The 11376-nt window shown below is 65.3% G+C and carries 11 protein-coding genes and 1 tRNA gene; 5 read left to right on the top strand and 7 right to left on the bottom strand.

The window, feature by feature from the left end; all coding sequences use genetic code 11:
- The first annotated feature begins 46 nt into the window (after window positions 1–46).
- Window positions 47–123 (top strand) — tRNA-Pro (locus tag IEX33_RS00060).
- 104 nt (window positions 124–227) lie between these two features.
- Here IEX33_RS00060 and IEX33_RS00055 read toward each other — a convergent pair.
- Entirely contained in the window at window positions 228–443 is a 216-nt protein-coding gene (locus tag IEX33_RS00055) for a hypothetical protein (RefSeq protein WP_104184746.1), read from the bottom strand.
- Between the two features lie 133 nt (window positions 444–576).
- Here IEX33_RS00055 and IEX33_RS00050 point away from each other — a divergent pair, with 133 nt between their 5' ends.
- Complete coding sequence (locus IEX33_RS00050) at window positions 577–1842, top strand: helix-turn-helix domain-containing protein (protein ID WP_104184747.1); 1266 nt, start codon at window positions 577–579, stop codon at window positions 1840–1842.
- A 36-nt stretch (window positions 1843–1878) separates the two neighbouring features.
- Here IEX33_RS00050 and IEX33_RS00045 read toward each other — a convergent pair whose 3' ends face one another.
- Together IEX33_RS00045 and purD are read right to left on the bottom strand one after the other, a co-directional pair.
- On the bottom strand, window positions 1879–2817 hold the full coding sequence (locus tag IEX33_RS00045) for a phosphoribosylaminoimidazolesuccinocarboxamide synthase (RefSeq protein WP_188726729.1): 939 nt from the start codon (window positions 2815–2817) through the stop codon (window positions 1879–1881).
- A 1-nt stretch (window position 2818) separates the two neighbouring features.
- On the bottom strand, window positions 2819–4135 hold the full coding sequence (purD, locus tag IEX33_RS00040) for a phosphoribosylamine--glycine ligase (RefSeq protein WP_188726726.1): 1317 nt from the start codon (window positions 4133–4135) through the stop codon (window positions 2819–2821).
- Between the two features lie 111 nt (window positions 4136–4246).
- Here purD and IEX33_RS00035 point away from each other — a divergent pair, with 111 nt between their 5' ends.
- On the top strand, window positions 4247–5854 hold the full coding sequence (locus tag IEX33_RS00035) for a molybdopterin-dependent oxidoreductase (protein ID WP_188726725.1): 1608 nt from the start codon (window positions 4247–4249) through the stop codon (window positions 5852–5854).
- A gap of 36 nt (window positions 5855–5890) precedes the next feature.
- Complete coding sequence (locus IEX33_RS00030) at window positions 5891–6907, top strand: asparaginase (RefSeq protein ID WP_104184751.1); 1017 nt, start codon at window positions 5891–5893, stop codon at window positions 6905–6907.
- Window positions 6908–6986: 79 nt separating this feature from the next.
- Here IEX33_RS00030 and IEX33_RS00025 read toward each other — a convergent pair whose 3' ends face one another.
- Window positions 6987–7358, bottom strand: a complete 372-nt coding sequence (locus tag IEX33_RS00025; protein WP_188726722.1) for a VOC family protein — start codon at window positions 7356–7358, stop codon at window positions 6987–6989.
- A 125-nt stretch (window positions 7359–7483) separates the two neighbouring features.
- Here IEX33_RS00025 and IEX33_RS00020 point away from each other — a divergent pair, with 125 nt between their 5' ends.
- Window positions 7484–7861: a sterol carrier family protein gene (locus IEX33_RS00020; RefSeq protein WP_188726721.1), complete on the top strand. Its 378-nt coding sequence runs from the start codon at window positions 7484–7486 to the stop codon at window positions 7859–7861.
- Window positions 7862–7890: 29 nt separating this feature from the next.
- Here IEX33_RS00020 and IEX33_RS00015 read toward each other — a convergent pair whose 3' ends face one another.
- The 3 genes from IEX33_RS00015 to IEX33_RS00005 are packed head-to-tail and all read right to left on the bottom strand — an operon-like array spanning window position 7891 to window position 10998.
- Entirely contained in the window at window positions 7891–8652 is a 762-nt protein-coding gene (locus IEX33_RS00015; RefSeq protein WP_188726719.1) for an SDR family oxidoreductase, read from the bottom strand.
- A 23-nt stretch (window positions 8653–8675) separates the two neighbouring features.
- The gene (locus IEX33_RS00010) at window positions 8676–9419 is read right to left on the bottom strand and encodes an aspartate/glutamate racemase family protein (protein ID WP_188726717.1); all 744 of its coding nucleotides are present in this window, start codon (window positions 9417–9419) and stop codon (window positions 8676–8678) included.
- A gap of 10 nt (window positions 9420–9429) precedes the next feature.
- Window positions 9430–10998 (bottom strand): NCS1 family nucleobase:cation symporter-1, encoded by a 1569-nt coding sequence (locus IEX33_RS00005; RefSeq protein ID WP_188726715.1) that lies wholly within the window; start codon window positions 10996–10998, stop codon window positions 9430–9432.
- Window positions 10999–11376: the final 378 nt, after the last annotated feature.

The following is an 11376-nucleotide window of genomic DNA, read 5'->3' as shown; positions in this document are numbered from 1 at the left end:
GGGACCCGGCATCGGCTATCCTTGTAAAGTTGCTTTTGCAGCGGATCGGGATGTAGCGCAGCTTGGTAGCGCGCTTCGTTCGGGACGAAGAGGTCGCAGGTTCAAATCCTGTCATCCCGACCAAAAAGTAAGAGGGTCTCCTTGCGGAGGCCCTCTTTTCTCCTTAAAAGGAACGGCCCCGAAGCTTGCGCTCCGGGGCCGTCCTCGCCTCCTGTGTGAGGAAGCTATTACATCGGGTCGGGCCAGTTGCCTACGTACGTGGTGTACGAGGTATCTGCACCCTTGTCCTTGGTCTTCTTGGACATCGGGTCAGGCCAGTTTCCAACTTTTGCCGAAATACTGGTGGAGTCCGCGATGGAACCGGCAGACAGGACAGCTGGAGCCGCAGCAGAAAAAGCAAGGGCGCCTGCCAGTACGGCCGCGGTTGCGATCTTCTTCAACATAAATGGGTTCCTCAATACGAGTCGGATTCGTTACAAAGCCAGCACTGTCCTTGTTGACATACATTGTAAAATGTTTTCCACAGGGACTGTCAAGCATTTTGTACGAAGACCGTCCGGAAAAGGAGGAAATCCCGTGGGCAACGGATTCGGGGAGAAGCTCCGTGCGGAGCGTCTCGAACGGGGGCTGACACAGGCGGAACTGGGAAAGGACCTGTATTCCCCCAGCTATATTTCACTACTTGAGACCGGCCGCAGGGAACCTACGGCGGAGGTCATCGAGGAACTTGCACGCAGGCTGGAACTGGCACCCAAGGCACTCGAAGCCTGGAGCCAGCCCATCTCGGTGAGTGATGCCGAATACGTCCTCGCCGGGTTGTACGCCCGGCAGGCGTGGGACCTGAGGGACTACCAGCTTGCGGCAAGCCACGCCGCCACAGCTGCCAAAATAGCCCTCGAAGGCAGGAACACGAGCGCCTGGTGGAACATGACGTACATGCAGGCGGAGTGCCTCATCAAGCAGGGCAACTGGCAGGAATGCCAGCGCATCATGCAGCACCTGCTGGAGCACCCCATGGCCACGGAATCAGCAGGCCTCGCTGTACGGGCCCGCCAGATGCTCGCCGGCATCGCCCAGGGCCAGGGCCAGCTGAGCGCAGCCGTGGACCACGCCATGGAGGCCGTGCGGCTGTGTTCGCAGCTGCCGAAGGGTTCCACGCTCATCATCGGCGCCCACCGGGCACTGATCGGCGCACTGGCCGAAAGCGGCCGGCTGGACGAAGCCTGGAAATACTGCCAGGCGATGATCGACCACGTGGATGAGCACTCCATGTCCCAGCTCGCCGGCGAAGTGGCCTGGGTGATCGGCAACGTGGCCTTCATGCGGCACGACTACCAGGAAGGCATCAAGCACCACGAACGGGCAGCCCGGCTGCTCTCCCCCGCCAACGACATCGAACTGTGGGCACGGTTCAACAAAGCCTCTGCGGCCGTTCGCCTGTCCTCCGGGATCGTTGAGCCCGAGACACTGTCATCGATCGAACGGGCCGAACTGGCCCTGTCCATCGTGGGTGGCAACAAGTCCGACCAGCTGGAGGTCGCCTTCATCCGCGCCCGCTGGCTGTACCTGACCGGGGACATTGTTGCCGCCGTCGAGAAGCTCCGCGAAATCCATGCGGAGCGCGCCAGCCTGGCAAAGCACACCGCCGGTGAAGTCTCGCTGCTGCTGGGCAAGTCCCTCAAGGCCGCAGGCGAATCCGAGGAAGCCCTGGTGCACCTCGAGGAAGCCCAGAAGGCCTTCAGTGCGGCAGGAGCGGCTGACCGCGTCCAGCAGGCAATGGACGCGGTCCTGGAAATAAAGCTGGCACAGCAGCGCGCCGCGGCCGCTGCCAAAGCCAGCTAGGTAAAGCACCATCCGCCGGGAGCAGCTGGGGCTCCGTCAGGCGAAGGTTTTCCCCGTCAGTTTCTCGTAGGCCTCGACGTAGCGGCCGCGTGTACGGTCAACAACCTCGTTGGGCAGCGCCGGTGGCGGCGTATCCGAGGACCTGTCCCAGCCTGATTCAGCAGACGTCAGCCAATCGCGCACATACTGTTTGTCGTAGGACGGCTGTGCCTGGCCCGGCTGGTAAGTGGCGGCATCCCAGAAGCGCGAGGAATCCGGCGTCAGCACCTCATCCCCCAGGGTGATAAGCCCAGTGACGGGGTCATAGCCAAATTCGACCTTTGTATCGGCCAGGATGATGCCACGCTCACGGGTAATTTTCTCGGCGGTGTTGTAGATCTTGAGCGTGAGCTCGCTCAGGCGTCCGGCGATGTCGTCGCCCACCATGGCCACCACGGCGTCGTACGTGATGTTCTCGTCATGCTCGCCCACCTCGGCCTTGGCCGACGGCGTGAAGATGGCGTGGTCCAGCCGCGACCCGTCAACCAGGCCCTCCGGCAGCGGAATGCTGCACACGGTCCCCGAGGCCTTGTACTCCTGCAGGCCGGAGCCTGTGAGGTAGCCGCGGGCGATGCACTCCACCGGGAACATGTCCAGCTTCTTGCAGATCATGGCCCGGCCTTCCACCTCGGCCGGGACGCCGTCTTGCACCGTGGAGCCCAGGACGTGATGGTCCACGTCCAGCTGGTCGAACCACCACAGGCTGAGCTGGGTGAGGATGCGTCCCTTGTCCGGAATCAGGGAGGACAGGACGTGGTCGAAGGCGCTGATCCGGTCGCTGGCCACCACCAGCACGCAGTCCTGGCCCACACGCTGCAGGATCGCCTCGTCTGCCGGCTCGTAGAGGTCCCTGACCTTGCCGGAGTAGACGTGGGTCCATCCGGGAAGGTCGAGGGTCTTGGTGTTGAAACCGCGGGGTGCTGGATCGTTGCTCATGTCAGGCCTTCGTCTTGGTCCCGTGGAGGGATGCGCTGGCGGTGGAGGGGACCTTTATTTCCCCGCGGGCGGCTTTTCCGCCAATATCGGTGCGGAACTGCGAGCCTTCAAGCTGGACCAGCTCCACGCCGTCGTATGCTTTTTCCCGCGCGTCCACGAGGTCGCTGCCGAGGGCGACGACGGCGAGCACGCGCCCGCCCGCGGACACCACTTTGCCGTCCTCGTCAAAGGCCGTACCGGCATGGATGACGTGGACGCCGTCGAGTTCCTCCACCTTCTTGAGCCCGCGGATGCGGTCCCCCGTGCGGGGAGTGTCAGGATAGTTTTCGGACGCGACGACGACGGCGACGGCAGTTTCCCTGGCCCACCGCAGCTCTTCTGCCTTGTCCAGTTCGCCCTTGGCGGCTGCCAGCAGCAGGGCGCCGAGCGGGGTCTTCAGCCGTGCCAGCACGGCCTGTGTTTCCGGGTCGCCAAAGCGGACATTGAACTCGATGACGCGGGTGCCGCGCGAGGTGAGGGCCAAACCCACGAACAGCACGCCGACGAACGGGGTGCCGCGGCGGGCCATCTCGTTGACGGTGGGCTGGGCCACGCGCTCAATGACTTCCTGGACAAGGCCTTCCGGTGCCCACTCGAGCGGAGTGTAGGCACCCATGCCGCCGGTGTTGGGGCCCTCGTCGTTATCGAAAATCCGTTTGAAGTCCTGGGCGGGCGAAAGCGCCACGGTGTTGTGGCCGTCGCAGAGGACGAACAGCGAAACCTCGGGACCGTCCAGGAACTCCTCGATCACCACGGAGCCGCCGGCATCGAAGCAGGACTGCGCATGGGCCAAAGCCTCCCCGCGGTCCTTGGTGACCACCACGCCCTTGCCTGCGGCGAGCCCGTCATCCTTCACCACGTAGGGTGCACCGAAGGTATCCAGGGCCGATTCGGCCTCCTCGGCGTTCGTGGCCACCATCGCCATGGCCGTGGGCACTCCCGCTTCGGCCATGATTTCCTTCGCGAACGCTTTGGACGCTTCCAGCTGGGCTGCGGCCTTGCTCGGACCGAACACGGGGATGCCCGCCTCGCGGACGGCGTCGGACACACCCGCGGCCAGCGGCGCTTCGGGGCCAACCACCACCAGGTCCACGGTCAGCCTGCTGGCGAGTGCGGCGACGGCGTCAGGATCGTTGCCGTCGATCTTGTGGGTGGGGACCAGTTTGCTGATGCCGGCGTTGCCGGGTGCTGCATGGACCTCGGACACGTTGGGGTCGGCGAGCAGGGAGCGGACAATGGCGTGTTCGCGGCCTCCGGGGCCAATGACGAGTACCTTCACAGTCTCCAAGGGTACTTTGTGCACCCTGTGAGCTCCTAAGCTGTGTCACCGCCAATGCCTCACCGGCGTCCCGGCGACAATCCCGGACCCTGTCCGCTCCGAATACCCGTCATGGAGAAACTGAAGAACTGGTTCCGGGGACCCACTGCCATGGCGGCGCTGGCAGGGGTGGTGGCGGCCGCCGTCGTCCTTGCCGTGGCCGAACTGCTCGGGGCCTTCTTCACCGCCCGCGCCACGCCGCTCATAGCCCTGGGATCAACTTTCATCGATTTCACGCCGTCGTGGCTGAAGGACTTCGCCATCGCCACGTTCGGCACCAATGACAAAGTTGCCCTCTTCGCGGGCATGGGCGTGACCATAACTTCGCTGGCGTGCGTGCTGGGCGTGGTGGCCCACCGCAGATGGGCGCTGGGTGTCCTCGGCGTCCTGTTCATGGGTGCCGTCATCGTGGCCAGCGTGGTGACCCGCGCCGGCGTCGGGCCCTTCGAAGCGCTGCCGTCAGTGGCCGGAACCCTGGCCGGCCTCCTGGTGCTGCGGTTCCTGATCACAAAGCTGCCGGCAACCAAGGCGTGGCCGGAAGCGCCGGCCGGCAGCGCCGTCGCTGACTACCCTGACGTGGTGGCCGGGCCGGGAAAGACGCCCCGCGCCGCAACCAGCCGCCGCCGCTTTTTCGCGGCGGCTGGAATCACCGCAGCCGCTGCCGGACTGGCCGCCACAGGTGGCCGGATGCTGGGTGCCGCCCGCAGCAATATCCTCCAGGCGCGGGATTCCCTGCAACTGCCCTCGCCCGCCAAAGCGGCGCCGCCCGTTCCAGCCGGCGTGCAGTCTCCGGTGCCCGGGGTGGCGCCCTGGGTGACGCCAAACGGCGAGTTCTACCGCATCGACACCGCACTCAGCGTGCCGGAAATCGACGTGGCGAACTGGGAGCTCCGGGTCCACGGCATGGTTGAGGAGGAAGTCCGGCTCACGTTCCAGGACCTGCTCGACGCCGACCTGATCGAGTCCCATGTGACACTCACCTGCGTGTCCAACCCCGTGGGCGGAAACCTTGCCGGCAACGCCAAATGGCTGGGGTTCCCCCTCCGCGAAGTACTCAAGCGTGCCCGGCCCAAGGACGGAGCAGACATGGTGCTCTCCACGTCCATCGACGGCTTCAGCGCCTCAACGCCCCTGGAGGTGCTCCAGGACGACCGGGACGCAATGCTGGCCATCGGCATGAACGGTGAGCCGCTCCCGCTGGAGCACGGCTACCCGGTGCGGATGGTGGTCCCCGGCCTGTACGGGTTTGTCTCCGCCACCAAGTGGGTGGTGGACCTGGAGGTCACCCGGTTCGCCGACAGCAAAGCGTACTGGACGGAAAGGGGCTGGTCCGAACGCGGCCCCATCAAGACCATGGCGCGGGTGGACGTTCCCAAGTCCTTCGCCAAGGTACCTGCCGGGAAGGTTGCCGTGGGCGGCACTGCCTGGGCACAGACACGGGGCATCACCAAGGTGGAAATCCAGGTGGACGACGGCGACTGGATGGAAGCCGAGCTGTCCACGGAGGCGTCGCTGGTCACCTGGCGGCAATGGTCCTACCAGTGGGACGCCACTCCCGGGCAGCACTACATCAAGGTCCGGGCCACCGACGGCTCCGGGGAGGTGCAGACGGACCAGCGCGCCGACCCTGTTCCCGACGGCGCGTCCGGGTGGCAGTCCGTGATGGTCACCGTGGAATAGCGCAGCATTCCGGGGGGCGACCCATAGACTGGCACCATGCCCCACAACCCCCATGCCACCTTTACCGTGGACTCCGCCGTGGAACTGGCCGTCGTCGAACGCAGCGGTTTTGTGGAATCCCGGCATATCGGGTCCGCCGTCCTCCTGGCAGCGGACGGATCCGTGGTCACTGAGCTGGGCGACATCAACACGCCCATCCTGGCCAGGTCCACGCTCAAGCCTTTCCAGGCCTTGGCGTCCATGCAGTCCGGCGTCCCGCTGCGGGGCGCCCAGGTAGCTGTTGCATGCGGGAGCCACACCGGTTCCCTGGACCATATGGACGTGGTGGCGGGAATGCTCAAGGCCGCCGGAGTCCGTGAGGACCAGCTGCAGTGCCCGGAGGCGTGGCCGCAGGATGAGACGGCCCGGAACTGGCTGGTGCGCTCCGAAAAGGGGAAGTCGCGCCTGGCGTTCAACTGCTCCGGCAAGCACGCAGCTTTCCTGTGGGCCTGCACGGAGAACGGGTGGGACACGCACAGCTATCTGGAGCCCAACCATCCGCTGCAGCAGCGGGTCCGCACCGTGGTGGAGGAATACACGGGTGAGAAGATTGCCCACCTGGGTATCGACGGCTGCGGCGCACCCGTGGCAGCGGTGTCCCTCAAGGGACTTGCCCGGGGGTACTCGCAGCTGGCAAAAGCACCGGGCGATCAGAGCTTCAGCGCCCGCGCCGCCACCATCGCCACGTCCATGCTGGACTACCCCTGGGCCGTCCAGGGCATTGGCGAGGCCAACACGCTGGTCATGGATGAGCTGGAGATTATTGCCAAAATCGGCGCGGAAGGCGTGCTGGCCATGGCCACAGCGCAAGGTGTTTCCGTGGCCGTGAAGATCCTGGACGGGAACGTGCGTGCCACCTCACTGGTGGCCCTGACCCTCCTGGCCGCGGCCGGCGCGGTGGACATCCCCGCTGTTGCCGGCGTCCTGGAGAGGGTGGTTGATCCCGTCATGGGCGGCGGCCGGCCGGTGGGCAAGATCCGGCTTGGCCCGGCGGTCTCTGCGCTTCTGGACTAGGTGCTTCTGGACCAGGCGCTTCCGGACCAGGCGCTTCCGGACCAGGCGCTTCTGGACTGGGCATGCACGGGTTGACGCCTCACACGTGCTGGTCCACGATGACCGGGTTGCCGTCCGGGTCAACAACAATGAAGCTCGCGGGCCCGGTTGTTCCTTCCTCCGCTTCGCTGGCGAAACTGACACCGTTGCCCTGCAGCTCCCGCTGGAGGTCACGGATATCAGTGAAGGACTCCAGCGGCTGGGCGTCCTGGTCCCAGCCGGGGTTGAAAGTCAGGGCGTTCCTCTCCAACATCCCCTGGAAAAGCCCCACCACCGCCTGGCCGTTTTTCAGGATCAGCCAGTTCTGCGCGATGTCACCGGCAAAACGCGTGAACCCAAGTTTTTCGTAGAAAGCCGTTGAAGCGGCGATGTCCTTGACGTTGAGGCTTACTGAGAAAGCGCCGAGCTGCACGGGCCGTTCCCTTCCGTTGTGACGAGTGCTACCGATCGTACTCCCCCGCCCGATTCCTTACTGTTAAGCATCCGCGGTACTCTGGTTGCCTTTGCCGCTGCATCCCCACGAAAGGGGCCCGAAACATGGCTGTAGCCCGTCGCCGGATCGACCCGAAGGAAGGCGCCGCAGCGGTGGAGGCCTGGCGCGAAGCCGCCGGACCGTCGTCGGATGGTCCTGTCCCGCGGACCATCCTGGCAACGGCGGTGCGCTACACGCTCGAGGAAGTCACTGCGCGGGCGCCGGGAAATTCGGTGGAGGTGCGGGTGCCGCCGTTCGGCGTCACCCAGTGCGTGGAAGGCCCGCGGCACACGCGCGGCACGCCGCCCAATGTCATTGAGTGCGACGCCGCCACCTGGCTTGCGATGGTGACCGGCCAGTTGGGCTGGGCGGACGCGGTGGCCGCGCACAAGGTTGCCGCCTCCGGCCTCCGCGCGGACCTCTCCGCGCTGCTCCCGCTCTGACCCCCGAGTTGTTGGGTCAGCCCGGGGGGTCAGCCGCGGCCGATGAACGGCATCCCCGCGGCGGTGATGACCACAGATCCGACGCTGGCCGACGGCGGCATGCCGGCCATCATCAGGACCGCACGGGCGGCGTCCTCAACCGGGAAGGTCGGTTCCACCCGGCGGCTGCCGTCCGCCTGCAGCGCCCCCGCGCCCACGCCGATGGTGTCCATGATGTCCGTGGCCGTGTTGCCGATATCGATCTGCCCGCACGTGATCCCGAAGCCCCGCCCGTCCAGCTCAATGCTTTTGGTCAGGCCGGTCATGGCGTGCTTGGTAACGGCATAGGCCACCGTCCGGGGCCGGGGCGAGTGCGCGGAGATGGAGCCGTTGTTAATGATCCGCCCGCCCTGCGGGTCCTGCGCCTTCATGGCCCGGACCGCGGCGGCGGCGCACAGCATGGAACCCGTCAGGTTGACTGCGAGGGTGGCGTTCCAGTCCTCCAGCGAAATCTCATCCACGCTGGCTGCCGGACCGAACACTCCGGCGTTATTGAACAGCAGGTCCACCCGGCCCCACCTCCGGCGGACGGCGTCGAAAAGATGCTCGACGTCGTCCTGCCGGGTGACGTCGCACGGCGCCACCAGCGCTTCGGGGTGATCGTCCGCCGTCTCCTTTAGCTGCGATTCCCGGCGGCCCGCCAGCGCTACCCGGTATCCGGCGGCCAGCATCTGCCGGGCCACCTCCCGCCCGATGCCGGAACCTGCCCCGGTAACGACGGCAACGCGCGCGGCGGGAGGGGTAGTGTTCACGCTGTTCTCCTTGGGATCTGCTGCTAAAGGGCGGCGGGCACGCCAGTGCTGTTCAGCGGCCAGCCTATGACGGTCTTGGGCCGCGGCGCAGCGTAGGTCCGCACCTTGGAGGTGGACAGGCGCATGCGGACCAGCGATTCGGCGATGGCCACGGCGGAGGCCACGCCGTCCACCACGGGCACTCCGGCCCGCAGCCTGATCTGCTCGTCCAGTCCTGCCATTCCGCCGCAACCGAGCACAATCACCTCGGCCTTGTCCTGGCTAACGGCCAGCATCGCCTGGTTGATAATGGCCTCCACGGCGCGCTCCGGTTCCTCCTCAAGTTCAAGGACGGCCATGCCGCTGGCCCGGACGGAGGCGCAGCGGGCGTCGAGTCCCGCGAGTTTGAGCCGGTCCTCGATGAGCGGAACGGTCCGGTCCAGGGTGGTGACCACCGAGTACTTGTGGCCCAGGAACATGGCGGTGCTGGCGGCGGCTTCCGTGATGTCCACCACCGGGACGTCCAGGAGCTCCTGCAGCCCTTCCCGTCCGTGCTCGCCATAGCCGGCCTGCACCACGGCGTCGAACGGCTCCTGGTAGGAGGTGACGGCGTCCATCACGGCGATGGCGGCCAGGTAGCTTTCGAAGTTCCCTTCGCAGGAGTCGGCCCCGAACCGGGGTGTAATCCCCACGATCTCCGTGCCGGGTGCCGCGATGCTGCGTGCCGAAGCGGCGATGGAATCCGTCATGGACTGGGTGGTGTTGACGTTCGCAACGAGTATGCGCATCAGGGGATCCTTAGTGTTTGCTGGCAACGGCGATGGCCTCGCCGTCGCGGTCTTCGAGCCGCTGCGAGCGGTCCGCGATGAAGAAGTACACAACGGCTGCGATGCCGGCGGCGAAGAACCAGGCAAACGGTGCTGCCGCCGCCAGCGCCGGGACGAAGGCGATGAGGAGTGCCAGGACGGCGGCCGGCACCATGGCGATGATGGCCCTGGGGTTGACGCCGTTCTTGTAGTAGTACGCGCCTTCCGGCGATGCGGTGTACAGCTCGGGGACGTTGACCTTGCCACGGCGGATCAGCCAGTAATCAGCCATGACGACGCCGAACAGGGGGCCGAGCAGGGCGCCGAGGCCGCCCAGGAAGTACACGATCACCAGCGGGTTGTTGTAGAGATTCCACGGCAGGATCACCAGGCCGATGACGGCGCTGACGAAGGCAGCCTTGCGGAAGTCCAGGTGTTTGGGGAACAGGTTGGTGAGGGCATAGACCGGAGCCACGAAGTTGGCCATGAGGTTGACCGCGATGGTCAGGATCAGCAGTGCCAGGCACGCCAGGACAAGGAAGAGCGTGTTGGGGATGGTCTGGACGATGTCCGAGGGGCTCTCGATGATGGTGCCGTTGATCTTGAACTGCCCGCCGGCCATCACCACGACGATGGCGCCGAACACGAGCATGTTGATGGGGATGCCCCAGAAGTTTCCGCGGACCACGGCCTTCTTGGAGACGGCGGAGCGGGTGAAGTCGCAGAAATTCAGGACGAACGTGCCGTAGATGGAGACCCAGAGGGCGCCGCCGGCGAAGATGGTTAGCCACATTTCCGGCCCTTCGAGGGCGTTGTCCGAGGACCAGGCGATGGCGCCGCCGGCTTCCATGAAGATCCAGACGGCGATGGCGGCCATGGTGACCAGGATGATGGGGCCGGCAAAGGCCTCGTACTTGCGGATCATCTCCATGCCAAAGCTCACGATGACCAGCTGGACAACCCAGAGGATGACGAAGGCGATCCACCCCAGGGTGGACAGCCCCAGGATGGAGTCCTTGTCCAGTTCTCCAAGGCCCGGGAACATTGCCACGAGCATCACGCGGAAGACGACGGACGCGAGGTAGGTCTGGATGCCGAACCATGCGACGGCGACCGCGCCGCGGAGGAGGCTGGCTATCTGGGCCCCGCGGATGCCGAAGCTGATCCTGCTCATCACCGGGAAGGGGACGCCGGTCTTAACACCCATGAATCCGGAGAGATTCAGGAGGCCGAAGAGCAGGGCAGCTCCGATGCCGAGTGCCAGCAGGATTTGCCAGCCGCCCAGTCCCAGGGCGAACAGTCCGATGGCGAAGGCGTAGTTGCCGAGGCTGTGGACATCGTTGGCCCAGAGGGTGAAGATGCTGTAGCCGGACCAGCTCCGGCCGGCGCGTTTGGTGGGGGCAAGATCGACGTTGTAGAGGGTGGGGCTGATGGCCTGGCCTGAAGCTGCGCTGGCTGATTCACAAAGAGCTTCGACGCCTGCGGCGGAGTGGGCTGAGGAGTCTGACGGCGTTGTCAGGTCAGGAGCCTTTTCGACGCCGACCGGTGGAGGGGTCTGCATGGGGATCTCCGGTTCTTGAAGGATTCGCAGTGGTGAGCGCTGGTCGGGGGACCGGTTCTGTTATTCCACATTGCGAAAAGTAGATATTGCTAAGTGGAATAAGAGTATGACCTGGGTCACCCTATGGTCAAGGAGTTGCAGAGGCGCCGGCGGTCACAATCGGTTGGCAGGCGACAGTTCGCCGCAGGGGAAGAACCGCCGCCGATCGCGCTTGACCCACCTTCTAGCGGATGGCTAATCTCGTATGGCAATAATGTTTTCTCACAATACGAAAACACTGGCCCAGCATTCAAAGACGAAAAGAGGCTGCCGTGGCTGCAGGAGAAGATACCTCCCATATCCTCAGCGGGTTGACTAACCAGCTGCCTGATCGTGATC

This window comes from Pseudarthrobacter scleromae (assembly GCF_014644515.1).
GTDB classification, from domain to species: Bacteria; Actinomycetota; Actinomycetes; order Actinomycetales; family Micrococcaceae; genus Arthrobacter; species Arthrobacter scleromae.
This window is presented reverse-complemented; position numbering and strand designations above follow the sequence as displayed.